The sequence below is a fragment of the Enterococcus sp. HMSC072F02 genome, from assembly GCF_001837725.1.
GTDB lineage: Bacteria > Bacillota > Bacilli > Lactobacillales > Enterococcaceae > Enterococcus_B > Enterococcus_B lactis.
In genome coordinates this window covers 71,876-98,491 of record NZ_KV833963.1, presented here as the reverse complement: position 1 = coordinate 98,491, position 26,616 = coordinate 71,876, and the positions used below count along the sequence as shown (strand labels likewise).

At 38.9% G+C, this 26,616-nt stretch carries 29 protein-coding genes; 2 read left to right on the top strand and 27 right to left on the bottom strand.

Annotated elements, in window-relative coordinates:
* Positions 1 to 5: 5 nt before the first annotated feature.
* The 11 genes from ftsZ to HMPREF2731_RS08945 form a co-directional block, all read right to left on the bottom strand.
* On the bottom strand, positions 6 to 1,247 hold the full coding sequence (ftsZ, locus tag HMPREF2731_RS08995) for a cell division protein FtsZ (RefSeq protein ID WP_002291854.1): 1,242 nt from the start codon (positions 1,245 to 1,247) through the stop codon (positions 6 to 8).
* A 22-nt stretch (positions 1,248 to 1,269) separates the two neighbouring features.
* Complete coding sequence (gene ftsA / locus HMPREF2731_RS08990; protein WP_002291855.1) at positions 1,270 to 2,595, bottom strand: cell division protein FtsA; 1,326 nt, start codon at positions 2,593 to 2,595, stop codon at positions 1,270 to 1,272.
* A gap of 155 nt (positions 2,596 to 2,750) precedes the next feature.
* The gene (locus tag HMPREF2731_RS08985) at positions 2,751 to 3,983 is read right to left on the bottom strand and encodes a cell division protein FtsQ/DivIB (protein ID WP_002316940.1); all 1,233 of its coding nucleotides are present in this window, start codon (positions 3,981 to 3,983) and stop codon (positions 2,751 to 2,753) included.
* Between the two features lie 14 nt (positions 3,984 to 3,997).
* Positions 3,998 to 5,086 (bottom strand): undecaprenyldiphospho-muramoylpentapeptide beta-N-acetylglucosaminyltransferase, encoded by a 1,089-nt coding sequence (gene murG / locus HMPREF2731_RS08980; protein ID WP_002310278.1) that lies wholly within the window; start codon positions 5,084 to 5,086, stop codon positions 3,998 to 4,000.
* A 25-nt stretch (positions 5,087 to 5,111) separates the two neighbouring features.
* The gene (gene murD, locus HMPREF2731_RS08975; RefSeq protein ID WP_070872814.1) at positions 5,112 to 6,473 is read right to left on the bottom strand and encodes a UDP-N-acetylmuramoyl-L-alanine--D-glutamate ligase; all 1,362 of its coding nucleotides are present in this window, start codon (positions 6,471 to 6,473) and stop codon (positions 5,112 to 5,114) included.
* 13 nt (positions 6,474 to 6,486) lie between these two features.
* Positions 6,487 to 7,449, bottom strand: a complete 963-nt coding sequence (gene mraY, locus HMPREF2731_RS08970; RefSeq protein ID WP_002291862.1) for a phospho-N-acetylmuramoyl-pentapeptide-transferase — start codon at positions 7,447 to 7,449, stop codon at positions 6,487 to 6,489.
* A gap of 25 nt (positions 7,450 to 7,474) precedes the next feature.
* Positions 7,475 to 9,667 carry a penicillin-binding transpeptidase domain-containing protein gene (locus HMPREF2731_RS08965; protein WP_070872812.1) on the bottom strand — a complete coding sequence of 731 codons (2,193 nt, stop codon included), beginning with the start codon at positions 9,665 to 9,667 and terminating at the stop codon, positions 7,475 to 7,477.
* Positions 9,668 to 10,069 carry a cell division protein FtsL gene (gene ftsL, locus HMPREF2731_RS08960; protein ID WP_002297992.1) on the bottom strand — a complete coding sequence of 134 codons (402 nt, stop codon included), beginning with the start codon at positions 10,067 to 10,069 and terminating at the stop codon, positions 9,668 to 9,670. It abuts the gene before it with no gap.
* Positions 10,070 to 10,073: 4 nt separating this feature from the next.
* Positions 10,074 to 11,033 carry a 16S rRNA (cytosine(1402)-N(4))-methyltransferase RsmH gene (gene rsmH / locus HMPREF2731_RS08955; RefSeq protein ID WP_002345577.1) on the bottom strand — a complete coding sequence of 320 codons (960 nt, stop codon included), beginning with the start codon at positions 11,031 to 11,033 and terminating at the stop codon, positions 10,074 to 10,076.
* A 20-nt stretch (positions 11,034 to 11,053) separates the two neighbouring features.
* The gene (gene mraZ, locus HMPREF2731_RS08950) at positions 11,054 to 11,485 is read right to left on the bottom strand and encodes a division/cell wall cluster transcriptional repressor MraZ (protein WP_002291870.1); all 432 of its coding nucleotides are present in this window, start codon (positions 11,483 to 11,485) and stop codon (positions 11,054 to 11,056) included.
* Between the two features lie 169 nt (positions 11,486 to 11,654).
* Positions 11,655 to 12,023 carry a DUF3397 domain-containing protein gene (locus HMPREF2731_RS08945; RefSeq protein ID WP_002310272.1) on the bottom strand — a complete coding sequence of 123 codons (369 nt, stop codon included), beginning with the start codon at positions 12,021 to 12,023 and terminating at the stop codon, positions 11,655 to 11,657.
* A gap of 170 nt (positions 12,024 to 12,193) precedes the next feature.
* Between HMPREF2731_RS08945 and HMPREF2731_RS08940 the strand changes: the two genes are divergently transcribed.
* Both HMPREF2731_RS08940 and HMPREF2731_RS08935 read left to right on the top strand, forming a co-directional pair.
* Positions 12,194 to 13,150: a magnesium transporter CorA family protein gene (locus tag HMPREF2731_RS08940; protein ID WP_002291874.1), complete on the top strand. Its 957-nt coding sequence runs from the start codon at positions 12,194 to 12,196 to the stop codon at positions 13,148 to 13,150.
* 72 nt (positions 13,151 to 13,222) lie between these two features.
* Positions 13,223 to 13,339 (top strand): DUF4044 domain-containing protein, encoded by a 117-nt coding sequence (locus HMPREF2731_RS08935; protein WP_002291876.1) that lies wholly within the window; start codon positions 13,223 to 13,225, stop codon positions 13,337 to 13,339.
* Positions 13,340 to 13,394: 55 nt separating this feature from the next.
* On the opposite strand, the gene recN is transcribed toward HMPREF2731_RS08935, so the two are convergent.
* The 16 genes from recN to HMPREF2731_RS08855 form a co-directional block, all read right to left on the bottom strand.
* Entirely contained in the window at positions 13,395 to 15,077 is a 1,683-nt protein-coding gene (recN, locus tag HMPREF2731_RS08930; RefSeq protein WP_070872810.1) for a DNA repair protein RecN, read from the bottom strand.
* A 17-nt stretch (positions 15,078 to 15,094) separates the two neighbouring features.
* On the bottom strand, positions 15,095 to 15,544 hold the full coding sequence (locus tag HMPREF2731_RS08925) for an arginine repressor (RefSeq protein WP_002291879.1): 450 nt from the start codon (positions 15,542 to 15,544) through the stop codon (positions 15,095 to 15,097).
* A 106-nt stretch (positions 15,545 to 15,650) separates the two neighbouring features.
* Positions 15,651 to 16,469, bottom strand: a complete 819-nt coding sequence (locus tag HMPREF2731_RS08920; protein ID WP_002291881.1) for a TlyA family RNA methyltransferase — start codon at positions 16,467 to 16,469, stop codon at positions 15,651 to 15,653.
* Between the two features lie 8 nt (positions 16,470 to 16,477).
* Entirely contained in the window at positions 16,478 to 17,368 is an 891-nt protein-coding gene (locus HMPREF2731_RS08915; RefSeq protein ID WP_002329021.1) for a polyprenyl synthetase family protein, read from the bottom strand.
* A 1-nt stretch (position 17,369) separates the two neighbouring features.
* A complete protein-coding gene (locus HMPREF2731_RS08910; protein WP_002286657.1) occupies positions 17,370 to 17,594 on the bottom strand; it encodes an exodeoxyribonuclease VII small subunit in 225 nt (74 codons plus the stop codon).
* A 4-nt stretch (positions 17,595 to 17,598) separates the two neighbouring features.
* Positions 17,599 to 18,936: an exodeoxyribonuclease VII large subunit gene (xseA, locus tag HMPREF2731_RS08905; protein ID WP_002291885.1), complete on the bottom strand. Its 1,338-nt coding sequence runs from the start codon at positions 18,934 to 18,936 to the stop codon at positions 17,599 to 17,601.
* Positions 18,937 to 19,791: a bifunctional methylenetetrahydrofolate dehydrogenase/methenyltetrahydrofolate cyclohydrolase gene (locus HMPREF2731_RS08900; RefSeq protein WP_002291887.1), complete on the bottom strand. Its 855-nt coding sequence runs from the start codon at positions 19,789 to 19,791 to the stop codon at positions 18,937 to 18,939. It abuts the gene before it with no gap.
* Positions 19,792 to 19,887: 96 nt separating this feature from the next.
* Complete coding sequence (gene nusB, locus HMPREF2731_RS08895; protein ID WP_002286662.1) at positions 19,888 to 20,337, bottom strand: transcription antitermination factor NusB; 450 nt, start codon at positions 20,335 to 20,337, stop codon at positions 19,888 to 19,890.
* A complete protein-coding gene (locus HMPREF2731_RS08890; protein WP_002291889.1) occupies positions 20,330 to 20,755 on the bottom strand; it encodes an Asp23/Gls24 family envelope stress response protein in 426 nt (141 codons plus the stop codon). The genes nusB and HMPREF2731_RS08890 overlap by 8 nt, the downstream gene beginning before the upstream one ends.
* Before the next feature lie 246 nt (positions 20,756 to 21,001).
* The gene (locus HMPREF2731_RS08885; RefSeq protein WP_002291890.1) at positions 21,002 to 22,066 is read right to left on the bottom strand and encodes a M24 family metallopeptidase; all 1,065 of its coding nucleotides are present in this window, start codon (positions 22,064 to 22,066) and stop codon (positions 21,002 to 21,004) included.
* 172 nt (positions 22,067 to 22,238) lie between these two features.
* The gene (locus HMPREF2731_RS08880) at positions 22,239 to 22,484 is read right to left on the bottom strand and encodes a GlsB/YeaQ/YmgE family stress response membrane protein (RefSeq protein ID WP_002291892.1); all 246 of its coding nucleotides are present in this window, start codon (positions 22,482 to 22,484) and stop codon (positions 22,239 to 22,241) included.
* Positions 22,485 to 22,567: 83 nt separating this feature from the next.
* Complete coding sequence (locus tag HMPREF2731_RS08875) at positions 22,568 to 22,942, bottom strand: DUF956 family protein (RefSeq protein WP_002291894.1); 375 nt, start codon at positions 22,940 to 22,942, stop codon at positions 22,568 to 22,570.
* Positions 22,943 to 23,131: 189 nt separating this feature from the next.
* Positions 23,132 to 24,046, bottom strand: a complete 915-nt coding sequence (locus HMPREF2731_RS08870) for a PTS system mannose/fructose/sorbose family transporter subunit IID (protein ID WP_002291896.1) — start codon at positions 24,044 to 24,046, stop codon at positions 23,132 to 23,134.
* Positions 24,047 to 24,063: 17 nt separating this feature from the next.
* Complete coding sequence (locus HMPREF2731_RS08865; protein ID WP_002291898.1) at positions 24,064 to 24,876, bottom strand: PTS mannose/fructose/sorbose transporter subunit IIC; 813 nt, start codon at positions 24,874 to 24,876, stop codon at positions 24,064 to 24,066.
* Positions 24,877 to 24,909: 33 nt separating this feature from the next.
* Complete coding sequence (locus tag HMPREF2731_RS08860) at positions 24,910 to 25,881, bottom strand: mannose/fructose/sorbose PTS transporter subunit IIA (RefSeq protein WP_002291900.1); 972 nt, start codon at positions 25,879 to 25,881, stop codon at positions 24,910 to 24,912.
* Positions 25,882 to 25,983: 102 nt separating this feature from the next.
* Positions 25,984 to 26,475 carry a mannose/fructose/sorbose PTS transporter subunit IIB gene (locus tag HMPREF2731_RS08855; RefSeq protein WP_002289455.1) on the bottom strand — a complete coding sequence of 164 codons (492 nt, stop codon included), beginning with the start codon at positions 26,473 to 26,475 and terminating at the stop codon, positions 25,984 to 25,986.
* Positions 26,476 to 26,616 lie beyond the last annotated feature (141 nt).

Here is a 26,616-nt window from a genome sequence, read left to right as displayed (position 1 = left end):
CTCCTTTATTTTTTACGACGGAAAAACGGTGGCGTATTTAATTCATCATCGCCATGAGATTTTGTTTCTTCGCGGTTGAATGTATCAAATTCTTTTTTTTCGATATTGTCAAAATTGGAATCATCAACTCTAGGACGAACATTTTGTTCACGTCTGATATCCCAATCGCCAAAACTGTTTTCTTCTTCTGCAGAAGTTGGTTTAGCTTGATCCATATCTAATACAGTCTTTTGAGCAGGTGATTGCATTTGTGCTTGTCTAGCTGGACGGCTAGACTTGCGCTCCTTTTTTGATTCATCGATACCTGTTGCGATGACCGTCACGCGGATTTCATCGCCCATTTCTTCATTGATAGATGTACCTAGAATAATATTTACATCGCCAGTTGCTGCATTTGCTACGATATCTGAAGCATCTTGTGCTTCAAACAATGTCATATCCAAACCGCCTGTGATGTTAAGAAGTACTTGTTCCGCTCCATCAATAGATGTTTCAAGCAATGGAGAGGAGATTGCTTTTTTCGTTGCTTCTACTACGCGATCTTCTCCACTAGCTACACCGATTCCCATCAATGCTGTACCTTGGTTTTCCATCACTGTTTTCACGTCAGCAAAGTCAAGGTTAACGTAACCTGGTGCCGTAATCAAGTCAGAGATACCTTGTACACCTTGACGTAAAACGTTATCTGCTTCACGGAAAGCTTCAAGCATTGGTGTCTTTTTATCTACAACTTCTAGTAAACGGTTATTTGAGATAATCAATAATGTATCGACATTTTCTTTCAAACGAGCGATACCTTCTGCAGCAAAACGGCCACGTTTAGGTCCTTCAAAAGTGAACGGACGTGTAACGACACCAACGGTCAATGCGCCCAGTTCTCTAGCGATCCCTGCAACGATTGGCGCAGCACCTGTACCAGTTCCTCCACCCATTCCTGCAGTGATGAAAATCATATCTGCACCGTCTAAAGCTTCTCGTAAGGATTGTTCACTTTCTTCTGCCGCTTTTTGTCCAACTTCTGGTTGAGAACCAGCCCCTAAACCACGAGTATATTTTGGTCCTAATTGGATAACTGTTTCAGCTTTTGAATTTTTTAACGCTTGCACGTCTGTGTTGGCCGTAATGAATTCAACACCTTTGACGTTTTCTTCAATCATTCGGTTCACAGCATTTCCACCGCCACCGCCGACTCCGATGACTTTGATTACTGCGCCGTCATTGATATTATTATCAATTGAGAATTCCATATCTTATTCCTCCCAGGATGAATTAATCAAAAATATTTGTAAAGAAACCCTTGATTTTATTTTTTACATTTTCTCCGGATTCTTTTGGTTCCGGCTCATCGTAGACTGTTTCTTCAGGTGCTTCATAGCTTTCATATGTGTTTGTTGTTTCTTGTTCAACTACCATTTGACGAGCTGCTGAGGTCTCACCTGTAACAGCAATTTTTGCCAATTGATACACTTCGCTCAAGTTTGCTGAATAATCAACGATACTTATTACATTTGTAAATACCGGGTTTCTCAGTCCCATGTGATTTGGAACATACAGTTTCACATTTACGCCGAAGATTTCTTGCGCCAAGTCCACAACACCTGGAAGACTAGCAGCTCCGCCTGTCAATACGACGCCACCTGGCAACTCTAATGCTTCGATTTGGTCCAATGCATCTTTTGCTTTGTTGAAAATCTGTTCCATACGAGCTGAAATAATTTCTGACAAATAGCGTTCATCGACTTTCACTGGTTCTGACTGGCCAATTACATCTACTGGAAACTCTTCATCTGGTGATGTCCGTTCCGGATATGCATCCCCGTAATTTATTTTCAACGCTTCTGCATTGTTAAAAGACGTATTTAATACAATAGAGATATCTTTAGTGACAAATTCGCCACCTTCTTGGTCGAGACTGGTAAACTTCAATTGCTTATCATGCATAACAGCTGTTGTCGTTTGGCCACCACCCATATCAATAACGATCGTACCAAAATCTTTTTCTCCGTCAGAAAGAATTGATTCTGTCAGCGCTAAAGGAGTAATCACCATTTCATTGACGATTAATCCGGCATTTTCCACGCATTTACGTATGTTATGGATGATCGTTTTTGGTCCGGTAAACAACAGACCGTACATTTCTAATCTTACGCCGATCATTCCACGAGGGTCTTTGATCCCCTCGAATCCATCGACAGTAAAATCTTGTGGCAAAATTGACACGATTTGACGTTCAGGAGGTATTGAACGAACAAGGGCAGCAGAAGCCACATTTCTGACATCTTCATCGGTGATTTCCTTTGAATCTCCGTTAACTGCAATCATTCCCTGGCAATTTTCTACTTCAAGCATGTTTGCTGGCAAACCGACACTTACGCCTTTGATCTGGATACCTGCTTTTTCTTCTGCTTGTCGTACTGCTCGTTGTATCGCTTGGACCGTTTTATCGATATCAACGATAATGCCTCGGTTAATCCCTTCTGATTTTGCGTTTCCTACTCCAATAATATTCATTTGGCTGTCGATATATTCAGCCACGACAACTTTAACAGATGTCGTTCCAATATCAAGGCCTACATACATTCCTGTTTTTGCCATGAATGGGATTCCCTCCTACTTACTATTCCATATACAAGCGAACAACTAGCGTCCGTTTTAAAATATACTTATTAATAGATATATTCACTGCTTTCAATTCTACCATAAATTACTGGTTTTTAGAAAGTACATTCTTACTTTTTAAAGTTGTTTTATCAATTTTCATTTAAACTTGACGGAGTTGTACTTGGATTGTCTTCTATTTGACTTGTTTCACTTGAATTATTTGAATCAGATGAGCCGTTTGTATCAGACGATTCAGGTGTATCTGCTGCTTGCGTTTCTGACTCTTCACTTGACCCATTTATTTGATCCGCGTTTTCTTCACTTCCAGTTGTTTCTTCCGTTTGGTCCGATTCTGCCGTTTCTTGAGTACTGCTGTAAGGATATGAGTAGATGCCAACTTCCATGTCGATTACACCTTTTTCATCCATGTCTTTGGCTACTTGCGAATAATATTTCATTTGGTTCGCAAGATTATTGATATTTACAATGACTTGATTGCCATCATTCATGTTCAATTGGATCAGGTTTTTATTACTTGCTCTTGGTGTATACTTGATTTCAGAGATTGCTTTTTGCAATTCTGATGATAACTGATTGTATTGCTTTGTTAATTCTTTGATTTTTGCTGAATCTTTGAACTCTTCCAAGATAGGGAGATTTTTTGTAGGATTTGCTACTTTTTCATCTAATACTGTTCCATTTTCAATTACTGGATAGTATTGGTTATCTTTTGCAATCAAAGCGATTTCTTTATATTCTGTCACATCCAAATCGAACTCATTTATCCCTTTGAAGTGTATAGTTGCTTTTTCGATTCTCGGCTGTGCTTTTTTTAGCCGTTCGATATAAGTGGATCGATCGAAATACTGCCCCCAGACATTTTCTCCCAATGACAATTTGGTATCAGAGATGATTTCCTGACTGTTGACTACCTTATTACCTGACACTGCAACTGCTTGTAGCTTGCTATAAGGAGAAACATAATAGATCAAAAAAATCAGCGGTATGCCCAATACAGTAATAATCAATGCTAACCGACGAAACAGTACTTTATGCCTTTGACTTTTTAAATTGGGGAGACGATTCAAAAAAGAACCGTTATACGGGCCACCGTTTTTCTTTTGCTTGATCTCTTCAAAAAATTCGATTTTTTTCTCGGACTGGCTTTCTGACTGGCTTATTTCTTGCTGTTCCTCTTGAACCGTTCTTTCTTCTTCAGAATCTGAAAGGGGTGTATCTAATGGTGTGTCTTCTTTTTTTGGCTCTTGGTTTTTCATCCCTTGTTCTGCCAGATATTTTCGGTTAGCCTTTTGCCAAGGAGTCAAATTGTTTTCATCAGAAGACGGATGAGACAATTTTTTAGGTTCTTTTTTCTTACTCACTAAGACCACCGCCTTTATTTTTTGATTATTTGATTCACTACGTCATAAAGACGTTTTGAAGCATCAGGGATGCCTTGTTCTTTAGAAGCTCGGCACATTTGCTTTTGCAATTCTTCATCATCCATGATTTCGTTAATTGTCTGACTTAGTGATTCACCCGTTAGCTCATTATCCGCAATCATTTTTGCTGCTCCTGCATGAACAAGACTCATTGCATTTTTAGTCTGATGATCATTCGTAACATATGGACTAGGAACCAGCACTGCCGGAAGCCCCAAAGCTGTAAATTCTGCGATCGAAGTTGCACCAGCACGTCCCACTAGCAGATCGCTCGAAGCCATGACTTCTGCCATATTTTTGATGTAAGGTTGGACACTAATGTTTTGTATTTCAGGATTTATTTTATTTAGGATTTCTTCATAATATCTTTCTCCTGAAGCATACAAGACTTGATAAGAGGAAGGAATATATTCACTTAAAAAAACCGATACCGCTTGATTGATTTTAAGTGCTCCTTGACTGCCGCCAAAAATCAAGACTGTTTTCTTTTCTGGATCCAACCCAAATGTTTTCAAAATATCTGATTTTTTAGTATCTGCTACTTCTTGTGCTCGAGGATTACCTACAAGGACTGATTTGTTTTCAGGAAAAAAAGGAGCCGCATCTTTGAATGAAAGAGCGATCCGATCCACATATCGGCTTAAAAATTTATTGGTAACACCTGGTACACTGTTTTGTTCATGGATAATAGTTGGAATTCCCATTTTTGATGCAGCATACACTACCGCTCCGGATACATATCCTCCAGTACCGATAACGATATCTGGTTGAAAATCACTGAGGATTTTTTTTGCTTGACGGATACTCTTAAGAAACAATCGGATTGTCTTGATATTATGCATGGAAATTTTTCGTTTAAAGCCTTGAATCTCCAAAGTATGGAAAGGCATTCCTGTATCAGGGACAATTTTATTTTCCAGACCACGTTTTGCCCCCACATACATGAATTCCGCATTCGGTACTTGTGTCTTCACATAATTGACAAAGGCAAGAGCTGGATAAATATGTCCTCCCGTTCCTCCGCCTGTAACCAAAATTTTCATTTTTTATCGCTCGCTTCTACTTTTTCTATTTTAATTGATTCACAGCTTCCATGAATCGGTTTCCTCTAGTTTCAAAATTAGGGTATTGATCCCAGCTGGCATTCGCTGGTGATAATAAAATCACATCACCATCTGTACTGTTTTCTAATGCTAAAGGAACTGCTTGTTCTACAGAATCGGCTGTTACTATCGTCTCGATGCCTGCTTTTTTTCCAGCATCGATCAATTTTTCTTTTGTTTGACCAAATACGATCATTGCTTTGATTCCTTTTAGTGAAGGAACCAATTCATCAAATGTATTTCCTCTATCTAATCCGCCTGCCAATAACACGACCTTAGCCGTTTCAAATCCGCTTAGAGCCATTTTAGTCGCTAAAATATTGGTTGCTTTTGAATCATTATAAAATTTTCTGCCTTGAATCTCTCCTACATATTGCGTACGATGCGGCACGCCATGGAATAAATGCAACGTTTGTCGTATAGCTTCATTTGATATACCATACAATTTTGCTACAGTAATAGCAGCTAGCGCATTTTCTACATTATGCGTACCAGGTACGCCAAGTTCAGAGATTTCCATTATTTTTTCTTTTCTATAATAAATTGCGTGATCGTCAGCATACGCACCGTCTTCCAACACTTCTTTTGTCGAAAAAGGTAGGACGCGTGCTTTTGTTCTTTGTGCTAATTCTTGTAGTTCTGACTGATTCCAGTTAAGAACCAGATAATCTTCAGCTGTCATATTTTTTTGAAGGTTCCATTTAGCTTTGACGTATTCTTTTCTTGTGCCATGATAATCAATATGTGCTTCATAAATATTGGTGATCACCGCTATATGAGGATGGAAATCTGTGATTCCCATGAGTTGAAAACTAGATAACTCCATCACGATTTTATCTTCTGGTTTCGCTTCTTGCGCGACACCACTTGCTGGATACCCAATATTTCCTGCTAAACGTGCAACTCCTTTGTCTACGCCTGCATTCAGTAGTAGTCCAGTCATTGTTGTTGTCGTGGTTTTTCCATTCGTTCCTGTAATCCCAATAATTGGGCATTCCGCTACTTCGTAAGCTAGCTCCACTTCCGTAATTACCGGAATACCCATTTCTTGGGCTTTTGCTACTAAAGGATGGCTGTAGGGAATCCCAGGATTTTTGACCATCAACGAAAATTCTTCATCTAGTAATTCGATTGGATGACTGCCTGTTATTACTTTTATCCCTAAAGAAAGCAATTCTTGTGCTTCCGGATTTTCATCAAAAGGTTTTCCGTCATTAACGGTGACAAGTGCGCCCAATTCATGTAATAATTTGGCCGCACTTACTCCGCTTTTTGCGAGTCCTAAGACAAGCACTTTTTTATTTTCACATGTTGATATTTTTTTCATTTCCTGTCATCTCCTACCAAACGATCCATAATGTGATCAATGAAGTCACAATGCTGATCAACCAAAAAACTGTATCAATCTTCCACTCCGACCATCCGCACATTTCAAAATGATGGTGGATTGGAGACATTTTAAAAATTCGTTTTCCCGTAAGTTTAAAGGATGTAACTTGAAGCATCACACTTGCAGTTTCCATAACATAAATCAAGCCAATCAAAAGCAATGTCCACTCTTGGTTCAGCATCATAGAAATTGCCGCTAAAAGTCCGCCCAAAGCTAATGAACCGACATCTCCCATAAAAATCTTGGCAGGTTTCCGGTTATAGACGAAGAATCCAAGTAAGCCACCTAAAACACTGAGACAAATGATTAATACATCATACTGATGCTGATGCCAAGCAATCAGACCGTAAGCTGCAAAAGAGATGCTGCCTAAGCCAGCAACTAATCCATCGATACCATCCGTCAGATTGACCGCATTTGAAAATCCAACAAGCCAGAAGATAGCGAAAACCCCATAAATGATTCCTAAAGGCAGATCCAACCCAAAGAAATTCAATACACCTGGATAGCCTTCAGAACGGTAAACAAGATAAAAGATGATTCCCCCTAGAACCTGTCCAATCAGTTTCTGTTTCGAGTTCAGCCCCATGTTTCTTTTCTTGAAGATCTTTATAAAATCATCAAGAAAACCAATTACTCCATATAATGCTAATACAAAAAGCAAGATGAAAAGAGTAGGAGTCAGCTGTTTTTGCCAAGCTCCAACCCAAATCCCTGTCAAAATAGAGCCGATCAGAAACACTAAGCCGCCCATTGTAGGAGTTCCGGCTTTGATATTGTGCCACTTTGGTCCCTCCTCGCGAATCGCCTGACCTTGCTTTTTCATTTGAAAGTAACCAATAAATAGCGGCATTGCGGCAATCGTCATTGCACAACTGCTGACAATGGGAATCAATGCTTGTGTCCATTCCATGCTCTTTTCTCTCCTATTTCTCTTCTTATTCTTCTAAAGTAAAATTAAGTTTTTCTTTTGTGATTTTTTCATATGGAGCAAGTTCTTGTTTGACACAATAACCATCCCCATCAAAACTAACTTCGATACCAAGGATTTTCCCTAGCTTCATGATATCTGCTTTTGACCATCCAGTTACATCAGGCATCAGCTTGTCGCCGCCAGTATATAGAATCAGTTTTTCTCCAGAGATCAACTGATCACCGTTGGCAGTAGATTGTTTTTGTACTTTTTTCCCGTTACCGATAACGACAGGTTGCAGTCCGCTTTTTTGAGCATCCGCTGCTGCAACATCTGCTTCTAGATTACGATAATCGGCTACAGATACTTTTTCTGTTTTGGTTTCTGTATCCGTATCTTCTTCAGTTTCTTTAAAATCCATTGCCCGTTTCATCAATGGATTTGCGATTTTAGCCAAAGCCATTCGATCATATGTCTTAGGGTGTTTCATTGTTAGATACAAGACATAGTCTGGATCTTCAGAAGGAACCATCTCCACAATCGAATACAGGTAGGCTGTATCTCCTGTTTGGTATCCCCCTGTATCAGAAGCGATTTGGGCTGTTCCGGTTTTTGCCGATACATTGTATCCAGGTACACTATATACGCCATAAGCACTACCGTAGTTTTCGCTTTCGACAACATCTCTCATATATTCACGGACTTTTTCTGTTGTTTCTTTTGAAAAAGGTTGTCCTAGAACTTCTGTTTGAGTTGTTCGCTCTTCTCCAGTTTGAGGATCCACTACTTTGCTGATATATCGAGGTTGAATCATTGTACCGTTATTCGCAATAGAAGTGAAAGCTTTCATCATTTGGAAATTCGTCACACCTACCGCTTGTCCATAAGCACTCATTGCTCGGTCGACAATATTTGATGTAGGCAAAGCACCATTTACTTCGTCATCTAATCCAGAATAGGTACTTTGTCCAAATCCTAGTTTTTGTAAATAATTGTACCATCGTCCGCCTAATCGCTGTTCCAGTATGACCATCCCGACGTTACTTGACCATGAAAGAGCTTGTCGCATGGTCAGCACACCTTTTTCACCAAAGTCATGGTCATTGATCGTCGCATCTTCTACTTGGATTTTTCCAGATTGGAAGGTTTCATTCTCGTTGAATTCTCCTTCTTCGATAGCGGCTGCAGTAGTGAAAACCTTCATGGTTGATCCTGGCTCATAACTATCTTGTACCAAGAAATTACGCCAGATAGCATCTTCTCCAGTCAAACCTTCCATTGTTTCGGGATTGAAAGTAGGACGCTGCCCCATCGCCAAAATCTCTCCAGTTTTTGCTTTCATCAAGACTACTGTCAATTCTTCCGGTTGATATTCTTCATTTACTTGATCCATCAGTGTTTCCAAATAACTTTGTAGTCTACTGTCCAAAGTCGTGTAGATATCTTGTCCATCAACAGCTTTTTCTTCTTCTGCTACTGTACCTGGCAGAGGATTTTGAAAATTATCTTTTTGATAAATAATCTTACCATCTTTACCGCTCAAAATATCATTGTAAGCAGACTCCAAACCTAGTTTACCAACTAAGCCATTCTCATCTTTGTCTGGAACTGCATATCCGATAAAATGAGAAGAAAAGACGCCATTTGGATACATCCGAGCCTGATGGTCGACAAAGTAAAGACCAGCGACACCTTCTTTTTTCATATCTGCTTCGATGTTTTGCTTGGTTTCTTGGGAGATATTTTTCCCATAGCTACCAAATTCAACTTGATACAGCTCTTTTTTTGCGCCATCTTCTAAAATATTCAGTGCATCTTTTTTGTCTATAGAAAGATTCTTATGCAGGATTTCTGCTATTTTATCAAAATTCTTTTCTTCGACATACAGTTTTTTATCCCCAGAAGTATATGTTTTTGAGAGTATCGCTTTAATTGAATAAGAGGAGGCATCTTCTGCGAGCGCCACACCGTTACGATCATAAATCGTTCCTCTTTTTGCTTTTACTACTTCACTTCCTTGGTACAACTGTTTTGTTTTTTCAGCTAATGAGGTACCAGCAACATGACCTCCAATAACGATATACGAGAAACGGACGGCAAATAAAAAGAACAATCCAATACTCGTAGCAAATAAAATGATACCTACTTTTTTGCGATTGTTCATCGGATTTAGATTTTTCTTTTCCATAAACCGCCGAATTTTATTTTTAAGACTCATTTACTTCACTTTCCTTAAATTGTCGTCATTAATAGACAATCCTTTTTCTTCTGCGATTTGTTTAATCCGTTCAGTACGAGAAAGTTCATTTTTTTCTTGTTCTAAACTCGTTTTTTCTTGCTTTTTATCATTGATTTCTGTTTGTATTGATGTGATTTCTTTTTCAGCTCCGCTGATATTTGTACGCAACATGACTGTTAAAACACATAAAGCAACAATAGCAATCGCCACGCTTGCCACAGCAATTTTTTCCAAAGCAGAAATCTGCTTCAATCGTTTTGCTGGTGATTGTGGAAGAATGATTTCTTGATTCGAAGAAGAATCTGGCATTTGTTGTTCTGGCTGATCCACCAATTCAGGTAAATCATATTCGTACTCTTGCATTTTCTTTAATTCTGCCATCATTCTACTCCTCTTTCATTCTTATTTTTTCTGCAATACGTAACTTTGCACTGCGTGATCGATTGTTTTCTGCTAACTCTTCCTCTGAAGGAAGGATTGGTTTACGAGTAATAACTTTCAGTTCCGGTTGAAATTCGTCAGGTATGACAGGAAGTCCCGGTGGTAAATCTTGTACCGTACTATATTCTTTAAACATACTTTTGACAATTCTGTCTTCTAATGAGTGAAATGTGATCACACTGATTCTTCCATTGACTTTCAACAACCGGATTGCCTGTTCTAAAGAGGTCTCTTCGGCACCAAGTTCGTCATTTACTGCAATCCGCACAGCTTGAAAAATTCTTTTTGCAGGATGCCCGCCTTTTCTTCTTGCGGGAGCTGGGATGACTTGTTTAATGATTTCGACAAGCTCACCAGTTGTTTGGATTGGTTTTGTTTTTCGTACTCGTTCGATTTCACGAGCAATTTGTTTGGAAAATTTCTCCTCGCCATAGCGGAAGAAAATCTTTACTAATTCATGGTAGGAATATTCATTAATTACGTGATAAGCGGTTAAAGGAGCTGACTGATCCATACGCATATCCAAGGGTGCATCTTGATGATAACTAAATCCACGTTCTGCTTCATCTAGTTGAGGAGAGGAAACCCCTAAGTCATACAAAATACCATCTACCTTATCTACATACTCACTCAAGCGTTCTTCTAATTCTCTGAAATTCGCTTTGATAAATGTGACCATCCCTTGTTCGACATAAGAAGCTAAACGCAGCTTGGCGTGATCGATTGCTTTTTGATCTTGGTCAAACGCATACAGGTGCCCTTTAGAACTTAGTTGGCTCAATAAATATTCACTATGTCCGGCACCGCCGAGTGTACAGTCTACATAAACGCCATCCGGTTTGATGTTCAATCCATCTACCGTTTCTTTCAACATGACTGTATAGTGTTGAAATGTTTCAGTCATTAGTCAGCCTCTTCCTATTCTTATAGTCCGAAATCAATCATATTTTCAGCAATTTCGTCAAAATTCTCTTCTGCTTCTGCAGAAAAATCTTCCCATCGTGTCTCATCCCAAATTTCAATTCGGTTAGATACGCCGATGATTACGCACCCTTTTGTCAAAGCTGCATAATTTCTTAACGTGCTTGGTATATTGATCCGTCCTTGTTTATCAAGTTCGCATTCAGTGGCAGCCGAATAGAAGAATCGCACAAATGTACGTGCGTCTTTTTTAGCCAACGGCATTTCGTTCAGCTTAGCTTCCAGATTTTCCCATTCGCTCATCGGATAGCCGAAAAGACAACCATCCAATCCGCGTGTCAGAACAAACTTTTCGCCAAGTTCTTCACGAAGTTTTGAGGGAACGATTAAACGTCCTTTTGCATCAATATTATGTTGGAATTCACCCATCAACATTGAAAGCCCCCCATTCCTCCACTAACTAAAATTAGTCTACCACAATCCCCCACTTTCTACCACCTTTTCTAGGAAATCCGGGAACAACTTTTTTTATTCATAAACATTTTTTTAAGAATCAAGCTGCAAAAAGCCTTTTAAAAGACTTTTTGCAGCTTTTCTGCTTTTTTCATAGGTAAGAAAGTATATTCACAATAATCAAGACCGCGTACAAGACGATTGTCAGCAGAAAAACCAAACGCCAAGTCATCTTGAAATAACGCGAATAAATGATTTCTTCATAATAATATGCTTGAAAAATAGCAATACAGATGCCCAGTAGTAAAACAGAAATAAAGAAAAACGGCAGGATAGAAATTGTCGCTGTGTTTCTAGACAACGCATGCATACCGCCCCACAAAAAAGGAATCGCCAAATCAGGGGCTTTTATTTTAAAACGACGATTTAACGAAAATAATTTTACAAGAAATTGGCAACCAAACAAAACGATTACCGGGTAAATATACCAAAACAAGATAAGTGGTGTGAATGTGCCCATGAACGTAAACTCCTTTTTTATCGTTGCTTCAAGTATACTGTATATACTTTACACAACTGTTTCATTTTATTTAAATTTATGCAGTTATATTCTATATCTTACAAACACATTCCATGTATTCCAATCCCCTATCCGTTATAATAAAAGAAACAGGCAACAGGAGGAAAATCATGATCAAATATTTTACATTAGATAATGAGAAACTGCGTAATACCGGAAAGGAAACTGACCAAACGATCTGGTATTGTGTAGAACGTCCCAATCAAGAAGAGATTCATCAGCTGACACATCAATTTGAAATTCCGTCAGATTACATCACTTCCATATTGGACGATGCAGAAAATTCCCGTACAGAAGAATTCAATCAATCAAAGTTGACAAAACCAGCGTTATTATTGTTACAATATCCGTTTGCTAAAACAAGTCCTAGCGGTTATTTTCAAGTGGATACATACCCGCTCTCTATCATTTTGACGCCCAAAAAGAAGCTTATCACAATTACGAATCATGAACCACTATTTTTAAAGAAAGTCTTTAGTCAAACCTTTCCAAAAAGCGATGTTTCACCCAATCTCAATATCTTCTTTCAATTCATCTGGCAGGTTACACTGTCTTATAACAGTTATTTAGCTACGCTTCAATCTCAATGCGATACTTTGGAAGCCAAACTTCAAGTATCAACTGAAAACAAACAACTTTATCAAATCATGGATATCCAAAAAAGCCTTGTTTATTTCAGAGAAGCGACTTCTGCTAATTTAGATGCATTGAAAGAATTAGCGCAAAATAAACTTTTCCAAGAAAATCATGCGTTGAAAAACCATCTGCGTGATGTATTGGTAGAAACAGAGCAAGCAATGACTACTTCTCGCATTCAATTAAAACTAGTAGAACAAATGAATCAGACTTTTTCAGCAATTGTATCGAATAATTTGAATAATATTATGAAAATTTTAACTTCTTTAACGATTATATTAACTATACCAACAATCATCGGAAGTATCTATGGGATGAACATCAAGCTACCCATTGCTGAAAGAGATGATGCGTTTATCTGGCTAGTCCTATTAACATTATTTATTTGTATCGTAACTACCTATTATTTAAAAAAAGGGAAGTTTTTATAAAAAAGACCTCTTGTAGAAAAGACAAAAAGATTGTACACTTGGATTAACTAATTAATTACGAGGTTGAAAACAATGCGTGAAAAAAAACAAACAAGTACTTTTGCTAAAGTAACAAAATTTGTCATTTGGACGATGCTGATTTTAACGATTGGGTCTGTTGTATTGACTGCTGTCATGAGTGTCATGTAAAAAATAAAATATAGCTATCAGCTGCTAAAAAGGACCTGAACCACTACGAGGTGGATCAGGTCCTTCTTGCGAGTTGCAATAGTTCTTTTGCATGTTCGAGTGTCAGTTTTGTAATCTCACTTCCAGCTAGCATGCGTGCAATTTCTTCTTCTCTTTCTTTTGTTTTCAATTCTGAAACAGAAGTTTGCGTACGACCATCAATCACTGCTTTCACGATATAATATTGATAGTCGGCGACTGCGGCGACTTGCGGTAGATGAGTGATGCACAAAACTTGAGAGTATTTCGATATTTGAGAAATTTTATCCGCGATGGCTTGTGCAACTCTTCCACTTACACCTGTATCCACTTCATCAAAGATAATACTTGTCACACCTTGCTCAGAAGAAAAAATCGTTTTCAAAGCCAGTAACATCCGAGATAATTCGCCACCAGAAGCGACTTTCACTAAAGGCTTCAGCGGCTCTCCTGGATTGGTCGTAATGTAGAATTCGATTTGGTCAAACCCATCATGATTCAATTGTCTGTTTTCTTCTTTTAAGAAACGTACTTCAAACTCAGTGTTTTCCATATACAGACTTTTTAATTCATGCAGAATGGATTTTTCCAATTCTTTTGCGATTTTTTTACGCGCTTCATGAAGATCTGCGGCTTGTTGCTGAAGTAGAAGCTCTTTTTGCTCTAGTTCCTCTTTCATTTTGTCCAATTGACCTTCTGAAAAATCAGAAGAAGCTAGCTCTTCGGTGATTTCGTCATAGTAAGCCAATATCGACTCAATGGATTCGCCATATTTGCGTTTCAACTGTCGGATTAACTCTAGACGTTGAGTCACTTCTTCTAAACGGTTCTCATCTAACTCCAACAAATCGATTTGACGACTCATGTCTCCGATTGCATCTTGTAACAAATAGTAAGCACTTTGGATATTTTCATAAATTGCTTCATACTCCACATCTAGATGTGCGATCCCTTGCAATTCTGCAACGGCCAAGCCAATGCCATCTACACTGTTTTGTTCATTATTCGTCAGTGCTCCGTAGCCTGCAGCTAATCCATCAGCAATTTTTTGATAATTGCTAAGTTTTTCTCTTTCTTCTTTTAATTTCTCTTCTTCTCCGACTTGCAAATCAGCAGCAGCTATTTCTTCTTGCTGGAAATGGAGCATATCTATTCTCTGAACATAGGATTTTTCATTTTGCTGCACTTTTCGTACCCTTTTTTCCAGCTCACGATAAGAGGTATATTCTTGCTGATAACTCTTTTTCTTCTGTTGGAAAGCTGCATCTCCAAAACGATCCAATAAAGCAAGATGTGATTCAGGCTGGAGCAGTTCCTGATGTTCGTTTTGCCCTTGGATATCCACTAAATAACTGCCGATTTTCCTTAGATTAGCTAGCGTGATGATGTGACCATTCACTCGGCAAACATTTTTTCCAGTCAACGACATATCTCGTCGAACGATCAGATTGTCTTCATCCGTTTCGATACCTAATTCAACCATCAATTCAGAGAATCCTTCTTGTTTCGGAAGTTCAAACAATCCTTCAAGAATGCATTTTTCTGCGCCTTGACGTATATAATCGCTTGAACCTCTTCCTCCTGCTAACAAACCTAAAGCATCGATAATGATGGATTTACCCGCACCAGTCTCTCCGGTCAGCGCGGTCATTCCTTCGTGAAAAGAAAGCCGCAATTCCGGAATAATCGCAAAGTTAGTAATACTGATTTCTTGTAGCATCACATTCGCTCCTCAACTTAAAGGTAATGCAGGAAGTCTTTCTTTAGTAAAACTGCCTGGTCTTCAGTTCGTGTAATCATCAAAACATTATCGTCATCATTGATAATCGAAAATAATTCTTTCTTGTAGCGCTTATCGATCAAATTCGCTGCTGCCGAAGCATTCCCCGGCAAAGTTTTCAAAGTAACAAATTTTTCCATTTGGTCAACTGCTACGAAAGCGTCTTTTAACAGTTTTTCCAATTTAGTATTTACATCTTCATTTGTTTCAGCTGGTATACTATAACGGTAGCCGCCATCTGAGGCCGGTACCTTAATCAGTTTTAGTTCCTTTATATCTCTGGAAATCGTAGCTTGAGTAACAGATATTCCTTTGCTTTTCAGGATTTCAACAAATTCTTCCTGCTTTCGGATATCTTGCTCACTCAACAATCGAGTAATCAAACGATGCCGATCTTTTTTTCTCATTACGTCTTCGCTCCTTAGCTTATTCTTCTTAACCAATGATAGCTTATTTCCTTGGTATAATAAAGAAGAATCCGCATACTTCTCACTTGATTTTCACAGTTACAATTTATTTATGGTCAAACTGTTCGTGTGCGTTTGAAACCACTTCTGCCATATTAATAGCTGGATTGATCGTGCCGCTTTCAGGTACCTTCCTCAAGTGAGCCAAGAACTCGATATTTCCTTCTCCCCCCGTGATTGGAGAATAACTTACTTCCAGCACATCATATCCACCTTGTGCCGCAAATGACAAAATGTCTTCTAAAATTTTTTGATGGGTCTGTGCGTCACGAACAATTCCGTTTTTCCCTACAGCTTCTCTGCCTGCTTCGAATTGGGGTTTGATTAAGGCAATCACTTCTCCCTCTTCTTTTAAAATAGCATGTAATGGAGGCAGCATCAGTTTTAGTGAAATAAAAGAAACATCGATGACAGCAACTTCTGGAATCCCTAAGGTAAAGTCTTCGGGTTTTGCATAACGAAAATTCACTCTTTCCATTACGACGACTCTAGGATCTTGTCTGATTTTCCAAGCTAGCTGATTGTAACCGACATCTAAAGCATAGCTCATTTTAGCGCCATTTTGCAAAGCTGCATCAGTAAATCCGCCAGTGGAAGCACCGATATCTAACAATGTTTTTCCTTCAACAGATAGATCAAATGCTTTGAGCGCTTTTTCTAATTTTAATCCACCCCGAGAAACATAAGGAAGTTTTTTACCTTTGACTCTTAATTCACTACTTACTGGAATTTTTTCTCCCGGTTTATCAAACCGCTCGTTTTTTTCGTTGTAAATCAAACCAGCCATAACTGAACGTTTGGCTTGTTCTCTTGTTTCAAATAATCCTTGTTTGACCGCTAATACATCTACGCGTTCTTTTTCCATTCTTTCCCTCATTTCTCCACATCAAATTGCTTGATCATCTGGCGCATCAGCCTGCCATCAAAAGAAAAAACGTCCTCTTCTAATTTGTCTATGATCTTATTAGCGGATAACAACTCAATCTCCAACGCCTCATGTGTCTTTTCTAGTCCTAATAAACGCGGGTAAGTGTTTTTTTCCATACGTTCATCTTTGCCAGCTGTTTTCCCTAACGTTTTCGTTGTACCAATCACATCAAGTAGATCATCTCTTATCTGGAAAGCCAAACCTAAATGTTCGGCTAATCGTTGAAGTAGCAATAAGATTTCTTCAGGTTGCTTCGCTAATATACCTCCAGCTAGCAAGGCATAACGAATCAAACGTCCTGTCTTTCTTTCATGAATAAATGCTAATTCCTCTAATGAAAGCTTTTTTGATTCTCCTTCGATATCTGCAGCTTGTCCAGCCACCATACCTTGTGCCCCCGCACAAACAGCTAATTGCTGAAGCAACAGAAGCTTAGGAGAATGACCCAAGTGTGCCATACTGATCAGCTGGAATGCGCCTGTCAGTAAACCATCTCCAGCCAATATAGCTAACGCTTCGCCGAATACTTTGTGATTGGTAGGTTTTCCCCTTCGAAGATCATCATTGTCCATCGCAGGCAAATCATCGTGGATCAAGGAATACGTATGCACCATTTCTAAAGCAGCTGCTACTTGATAGACGGGAACATCGATAGGCTCATCAAAGGAAGCAACGGCCGCTAAAAGTAATAAGGGACGGATTCTTTTTCCACCTGCTTTCACTGAATAAGTCATCGCATCACAGAGCGCTCTATCCGTCGTATGTTCATCTAAAAAAGACAAGATTTCTTTTTCTACAGCAGGTAGATGAATAGCTGAAAAGTCAGTTAATCTCATCTCAGCTTTCCTCGTTTCCGTCAAAATCAACTTCTTCATTTGATTCTGTCATCATTTTCGTCAAAGTTTCTTCTGCTTTAGCTAAGGTATCTTGGCAATGTTTGCTTAATTCCATTCCTCGTTTAAACGAATCTAGAGCTGATTCTAATGGAACGTCTCCTTGTTCTAGCTGCATGACGATTTTTTCTAATTCTTGCAGTGACTCTTCAAAAGTTGGATTTTCCATATTCTTATTCTCCTTTATCTATCTCTTGTACTTGTCCTTTAACGATTCCATCTTGATAATGGATTGTCAGCAAATCCCCTTGATGAATCTCGGAGACACTTTTTACTACTTGATCATTTAACGTCGTATAGCTGTAGCCTCTTCCCATGATTTTCAATGGACTCAACAAATCAAGAGATTGAACAGCTTGAGCAAAACGCTGCTGCTGTTGTTTCATATATTGTTGGATTTTCTCTTCTAAACGTTTTTCTAGATAAGCAGTTTCTTGGCGGGCTGCTTTGACTCGATAAAGCGGAGCCACTTGTTCCAATTGGTGGCTTAACGCGATCGTTTGCTTTTCTTTTGCATGATAAATCTGCTGTGTAGCTTGATATAATCGCTGTTTCAATTGATCTAATTTGATGGTCTGACCTTCATACAATCTTTCAGGCTGCCGAAAGACATAGGAACGTCGAGCACGCTCGAACCGTTCTTGTTTGCGCTGGATCTGGCGTACAAACGCCTGCTGCAATCTAGCTTGCCGTTCTTGAATGCGCATCAACTCTTCTGACAAAACAGGAACAGCTAATTCTGCAGCTGCTGTTGGAGTAGCAGCCCGAACATCTGCTACTAAATCAGCGATCGTGGTATCTGTTTCATGTCCCACAGATGAGATCACCGGCGTATTGGCTTGATAAATCGCTCGGGCAACCCGTTCTTCATTAAACGGCCACAAATCCTCAATCGATCCGCCCCCACGACCAATGATCATTGTATCAAAATCGCCCATCTCTTCTACTCGTCGGATATTTTTGACAACATTGTCCGCTGCTTGATTCCCTTGTACAACGGTTGGGAACAAAACCAATTGGACAATTGGATACCTTCTTTTCACCGTCGTGATGATATCGCGTATAACCGCTCCGCTTGGACTGGTAAGAATCGCGATTCGCTTTGGGAAACGCGGCAACATTTTTTTAGGACCTTGAAAAAGGCCTTCCTTCATCAGCTTTTCTTTTCGTTCTTCCAATTCTTGATATAAAGCACCTATTCCATCAGGCTCCATGTGCTCTACATAGATTTGATACGAACCTCCCGCTTCATAGAGTGAAATACGCCCAACAACAAGGACTTTCATTCCTTCTTTTGGATGGAATCGTAATTTTTGGAATGCACCTTTGAACATAATAGCAGATATTTTTGCATGATCATCTTTTAAGCTGAAATATTGATGGGCATTGGCGCGTAAACGGAAATTCGATATTTCACCGGTTAAATATACCCGTTCTAAATAAGGATCGGCATCAAATTTACGTTTCAAATACCTCGTTAATGTAGTGACAGTTAAATATTCTTGTGCCATTTATTCACCTGCTCCAAAAGCTTCGGCAGATTTTACGGTTTGATACATCAGCATTGTGATAGTCATTGGCCCTACACCCTTTGGCACAGGAGTGATCCAGCCTGCAATAGGCTCCACTTCATCAAATTTCACATCACCGATCAGCTTACCGTTAGCATCACGGTTCATCCCTACATCGATCACTACAGCACCTGGTTTTACGAATTCTTTTGTGACAAAATGTCCACGTCCTATTGCTACGACTAAGATATCTGCTTCTTGTGCCAGTTCAGCCAGATTTTCGGTTTTAGAATGAGCAACAGTAACAGTTGCATCTGCCATCAAGAGCAGCTGAGCCATCGGTTTGCCGACGATATTGCTTCGTCCGATAACTACTGCTCGTTTACCCGCCGGATCGATAGAATAAGCTTCAAACATTTTCATGATGCCGTATGGCGTACAAGGAATCTTGTCCGGTTTACCCGCAAGGAGTCTGCCTAAATTCATTGGATGAAAACCGTCTACGTCTTTTTCAGGACGGATAGCTAACAGGATCTTTTCTTCATCTATATGCTTTGGCAATGGTAATTGGACCAATATACCATGAAATCTAGGATCTTGATTGTATTTTTCGATTTCTGCAAGTAGTTCGTTTTCAGAAATCGTCTCAGGATAACGCTCTACTGATGAATGGATTCCGATTTCTTTTGCTACGCGTTCTTTATTTCTTACATAGATTTGACTGGCTGGATTTTCCCCTACCAATAAAACAACTAATCCGGGATGGATACCATTATCTTTCAATTTTTGGATTTTTTCAGCAATGTCTGCCTGCATTTTTTCAGCTAATTCTTTTCCGTTAATCAATTCTGCCATCTAACCACTCCCAGATATTTTTTGTGTTTTCATTCTACCATAGAATTTTCCCGATTTATAACAGGTTTATGATGATTCACAGAAAAAAGCTAGGACTTACGCCCCAGCTTCTAATTCTTTTAATACATTGGATAAAACACCGTTGACGAATTTACGCGAACGGTCATCACTAAATGTTTTTGCCAACTCAATTGCTTCATTTAAAGCAACAGCCGCTGGTACATCTGTCACATAAGTCATTTCAAAAATCGCGATACGCAAGATCACCAAATCCATTTTTGAGATCCGATTGATATGCCAATTGTTTTTCAAATGTTTTTCGATCACTTTATCCAATTCATCTTTTTTTGCACAGACACCGCCAACTAGCGTATCAAGATAAACAGGAACAAACTCTGATTCATCTTCATTGATCATGTCGCGGTGGTCTAATTCGATTGCGTTGAAAATCGCATCTTCTTTTGTTAGGTCTGCATTGAAGTCTAACGGAAATAAAGCCTGCAATGCCATCTCCCGAATCTCGTGTCTTGATAATTCTTTATTCATTCTCTTCCTCTTCGTCTTCAAAAAGTTCTTCGATTGTTGGTTGTTCTAATTTTTCAGGAACAACAGCTACTACATGGATATTGACTTCAGCTAGATCGATATCTGTCATGAAAAGGACTTGCTGGCTAACCCGTTCTTGCATTTCCATTGCAACTTTAGGAACTGAAACACCATATTCCAGGTAGCAGTAAAGATCTACTTTCAAGCCATCTTCCTCATTTGCCAAGTAAACACCTTTTCCGTGAGCTGCTCGTCCTAATAATTCAGTGACATTGCTGGCAAAAGTTCCGCGCATTCCGTATACGCCTTCTACTTTAGAAGCAGCAATCCCGATGATTACTTCGATGACTTCAGGAGCAATCACAATCTCTCCCAAATCTTGGTTTGCGTTTAAAATCAAATTTTTTTCATCTGCCATTTATTTATTCCTCCCTTTGCCTAAGCACGAGATACATCCGAATTCTCTATGATGCGGCTATAATGATCATTTGGTAAAAAAACTGCCGCCGATCAGCTGCAAATTGCTATGAATTGGAGAAAATATCCAACTTTATTATCTCTTACAGCTTAAAAGTTCTTCTATAGTGTATCATTAAATCAAGCGATTTTCTATAACAAAGTCTGTGAACACTGATTTTTACGCTTACTTCTTTTATGGACGAGACTATAAGATGATCAATTCTTTTGGTGAACGAGTCAATACACGATTGCCATCTTCTGTGATCAGCAAATCGTCCTCAATACGTACCCCACCGATTCCTGGTAAGTAGATCCCTGGCTCGTCAGTAATTACATTTCCTGGTACAAATTGTTTTTCCGCACGAGAAGAAACATTCGGTCCTTCGTGGATCTCCAGACCGATCCCATGTCCTGTAGAATGTCCAAATGCTTCACCGTAACCATGTTTTGAAATATAATCTCTAGCAACTGCGTCTAATTGTACACCAGTCATTCCTGGTTTCGCAGCATCAATAACCGCTAATTGCGCATCTAGAACTACTTGATATATTTCTTTTAATTTTTCTCCAGGATCACCAATAGCGAATGTACGTGTCATATCAGAAACATATCCTTCGTAATAGCAGCCAAAATCCAACGTGATCAAGTCACCTTGTTCGATGAGTTTCTTGCTTGCTACACCATGCGGCATAGCCGAACGCAATCCGCTAGCAACGATCGTATCAAAAGAAACACCTGAAGCGCCAAGAGAACGCATATAAAAGTCTAGTTGATTTGCGACTTCAATCTCAGTCATGCCCGGTTGGATCATTTTCAGGATGTGATCATAAGCCATATCCGCAATATTACATGCTTTTTCGATAATGGCGATTTCTTCTTCATCTTTCACTTCTCTAAGTTCTTCAATCATCTGTGAAACAGGTACTAATTCCGCATCGATGATTTCTTCTAAAACCGAATATTCTAAAAATGAGACTGTTGTTTCCTCAAAAGCTAATGAGTGCAGTTCTTCTTTGCGTACTAAGTTTGCTACCTCATCAAAAATAGGTCCGACATTTTTAATAATTTCAAATCCTTGAGCCTGCGCTGCCGCCTGCTCGGTATAACGAAAATCAGTAATAAAAAATGCATTTTCCAAAGTAATAACAGCTAATCCTGTCGTACCTGTAAAGTTCGTTAAGTAACGAAGATTGTACGGACTGGTAACCAAAAATGAATCCAAATTTTCTTCTTGCATTTTTTTGCGCAATTTTTCTACACGTAGCATCATAATGAAACTCCCTCTTTCTTTGCACGCTTTTTTCTATTATAGCAAACTTTTCTTCGTACACGACAGTTAAATAAAAATTTCCGGAAAACTTCTTTTTCTTTTAAAGAAAGAAAGCCAAAAAGGAGTCACAGTCTCGCTGCAACTCCTTTTAGTTTACTATTTTGTAAAAAACTTATGACCGTTTTCCAAAGAAAAACGAGACAACTGCTACCAAAATCACTGCACCTAAAATAGATGGAATAAGTGCCATACCTGCAGCTTTTGGTCCCCATTCGCCGAAAATCGCTTGTCCAATACTTGAACCAACTAATCCAGCAATGATATTCGTGATACAGCCCATCGAATTTCCTTTGCTGGTGATTGCACCTGCAATCGCTCCGATCACAGCTCCAACAATCAATGTCCATAACCAACTCATAATATAACCTCCTTCTTTGCTAATCAATTTTAGCATAAGGGATTTAAAGGGGACAAATAATTGGTTTGGTCAACTTTTATTTTTTACTTGGGTTTGAAAATCCCTTTGATCCCTCGTTTGATAACATCGACTAAGCTTAATGATTTAACCATATGACTAGGTTCTACATATTCACGTATCGCTTTTAACACCATTTTGGGCTTTTTAGAAGAAAAAGAATAAGTCCCATTTCTTTTTGTTTGGATAGCAAAACGAGGAATCCATTTTCCTTTGAACATAACGGAAGCAATCACATAGTCGACTTCTTCCCATGGAATCTGAACAAATTTTCGGGCATCTCTTTCATTGTAAAATTCAAAACCTTTATCGCCAATCATGATTTTTCCATACTCAGCAATTCCCAGATAGGAAGTAGCATTAATCGTTAAATCGACTTTCGTATTGATTGATTGTACCATTTATTCTACTCCATTCTTTAAATTAACTAGTGAATCAATTATAGATGTTTTTACCTATTTAAGCAAAGAATCTTCTAATGTACTGATAAAAAAACTGTGCCAATAGGAATTGGCACAGTTTTCCAAAGTAACCGTTTTTTCAGAAACAAGTAGTTTCAACCATTACTTAACTTACATATATTTTCAAGATTACATTAACCCAATCAAGTGGAAGACAATACCAACCACAAATAATCCAAGGATAATGACAATAGGTGATACTTTTTTCTTAAGTAACCACATACAGAATAATGTTAAACATAGAGCAGCTAGACCAGGAATCAAACTATTCAAGTTATCTTGTAAAGTAGTTACTTTTTCAGATGACAGTGACAAACCAGCAGCTTGTTGTTCCAATGCAGTTTTAATTCCTTCTGCACCAGAAGGCAAGTTATTCCAGTCGATATAGGCACCTTTATCAAGTTTGACTGTTGAAACAACAGGAGTAAAGTTAATTGATACCCAGCGATTAACTAGCGATCCAAGAATAAACATCCCTAGAATCGAAGCACCTTTTGTGATATCTTGCAATAATCCACCAGATAAATCTTCTGTAATTTTAGAACCAGCTTTATAACCAAATTCTTGTGTATACCACATAAATGCCATACGGATGATGTTCCAACCTAGGAAGTAAATGATAGGTCCTAAGATGTTCCCGCTCATCGCTAGAGAAGCAGCCAACGCTCCAAGGATAGGTTTTACTGTAAACCAGAATACTGGGTCACCGATACCAGCTAAAGGCCCCATCATACCAACCTTAACCCCTTGAATTGTTACGTCATCAACAGGTGCACCATTTGCCCGTTCTTCTTCAAGTGCTAGAGTAACCCCAATAATTGGAGATGCTACATATGGATGTGTATTGAAGAACTCTAAGTGACGTTCCAATGCAGCCGCACGATCTTCTTTTGTTTTATATAATTTTTTAATTGCTGGAATCATAGAGAATGCCCAGCCACCATTTTGCATACGTTCGTAGTTCCAAGATCCTTGAAGGAAAGTCGAACGCCACCAAACAGAAACACGATCTTTTTTAGATAATTGAATTCTTTCTTCTGCCATTTTCGTGTACGCCTCCCTTAATAGTTATCGATTATATCGCCCAGTGGGTCACCAGTATTTGAGCTTCCACCATTATTACCAGAACCGCCACCTTGTTTAGAAAGTGCCAAGTAGATAAGAGCTAAAGCTACACCGATTGCCCCTAGTCCGATAAGTGTAATTTCGGAAACAGTTGCTAAAACAAAACCAATTGCAAAGAATGGCCATACTTCTTTAGTTGCCATCATGTTAATAACCATTGCATAACCTACAGCAACAACCATACCTCCACCAATAGCAAGACCGTCTGTTAACCAGACTGGCATAGATTCTAGCAAGCCTTTCACTGGACCTTCGCCGATAGCTAAGATCAATCCAGCAGGAATAGCAATACGAATACCTTGCATGCAGATAGCAATAATGTGCCATAATTCAACTTTTCTAAAGTTACCTTCTTTTGCAGCAGCATCCATTAAATGAACGAATGCAGTTGCGATTGTACGGCAGATGATTGTTAATAATAAACCAGCAACAGCAAGAGGTACAGCAATAGCGATAGCTGAAGAAACCCCAGCTCTTCCTTGTCCACCTAATACTAAAATAATTGCAGATGCAACAGATGCTAAAGCAGCATCAGGAGCCACAGCAGCGCCGATGTTTGCCCAACCAAGAGCGATCATTTGTAATGTACCACCTAAGATAAGACAAGGGATTAGGTTCCCAGTAACTAAGCCAATTAACGTACATGCGATTACTGGTTGATGGAAATGAAATTCATCAAGAATTCCTTCCATACCAGCTAAAAATGCAACGATAATGACTAATATCACTTGAATAAAGTTTAATTCCATGATGTTAATCCTCCATTTTTTCTGATAGTTTTACTATGCGTGTTTGTTTAATTCATCTTGTGCTTTCTTCAAAATTTCATCCATGTTTCCTTTTGAATCATTTGGTACTTTACGTACATCGAAATTGATTCCAGCTTCTTTTAATTTATTGAAAGTATCAATATCAGCTTGGCTAAACGCCAACACTTTATTTGGTTGTACTTTACCAGGTGAGTGTGCCATTGATCCGACATTCACTGTCTCCAACGGTACGCCGCCTTCAACTGCTCTTAAAACATCTTGAGGATTTTCGAATAACAGTAACGCGCGTTGTCCGCCAAAATGTTGATCATCTTTCGCAAGTTCGATCATTTTTTCAACTGGAACAACGTGTGCTTTTACACCTGGAGGAGCAGCTTGTTGGATCAATTTCTTACGAAGATCGTCTTTTGCTACCGCATCAGAAACAACGATAATGCGTGTTGGATTCGTTGCTTTTGTCCACGCTGTTGCTACTTGTCCATGAAGCAGACGTGAATCGATACGGGCTAAAACATAACTGAATTTACCAGGAGCTCCTGCAGCTGACGTTTGTTGTACTGCTGCTTTCGGTGCTTCTGCCGGTTCTAATTCTTCCGGTTTCACTTTTACACCATCTTTTGCTGTTTCAATGATATGCGCTGCAATTTCATGAGCAGATTCCATTGAAAAGCGTGATGCATAGGCTTCAATCAACATTGGCAAATTCAAACCGCTGACGATTGCCCATTTATCTTTGTGCTCTTCGAATAATGTGTTTGATTGATTGAACGGTGTTCCGCCCCATAAATCAACTAAGAATAACACTTCGTCTTGATTATCAAAAGAAGCAACCGCTTCTTCCAATTTGGCTCTCAAGTCATCTGGACCTTCACTTGGTTTCAAAATCACAGCTTTGACGTTTTCTTGTTCGCCAAAGATCATTGAACCGGATTGTAAGATTCCTTCAGCAAATTGTCCATGACTTGCTAGGATAATCCCTACCATATTTATGCCTCCTATTTACTTTTGTTGTAACAAATTCAAAAATATTAATAATTGCTAACCATTACAACAGAATTATTTGACCTTTTCCAACAACCATTTTTGTTACACCTTTTTGATTTTCGCTAGTAGTTCCATCAAAAGGATTTTCCTGTCAGCAGGTACTTTTCGAATCTCTAACTCCACTTCTTGACTGTTCAAGTAACGAAAGGAATCAATATCTTGTTGATTTACTGAAACAAAATTGGTAATCATTGATTTGCCTTCAGTAAAACTCATACCGCCGATATTCAACGACTTCAACTGTACACCGCAGCGGACAACCGCTTCAACATCTTGAGGATTGGTGAATAAAAGCATCACTTTTGCTCGTGATAATAGTCCACTATGATAGATTTGAATCATTTTCTGCACGGTTATTACATTTGCTGTGATTCCCGGCGGTGCAGCTTCTTTTAATAGAAACTTTCTCAATTTATCTTGAGCAACTACATCGCTGATCACAATGATACGTTCAACACCTGTTTGCTTCGACCAAACTGTTGCGACCTGCCCGTGGATTAAACGATCATCTATACGTGCCAATCGAATATCCATCTGCAAAACTCCTTCTTCCTCACTACTTCACAGAAACCCCTATCATTTCTGTGTGAACAACCACCTCCTAGCACACACTACTATAAGCAAAAAGCGTGCCAATTTTTTTGTGATACACTAATTGAATTTAAAGGATTCTTA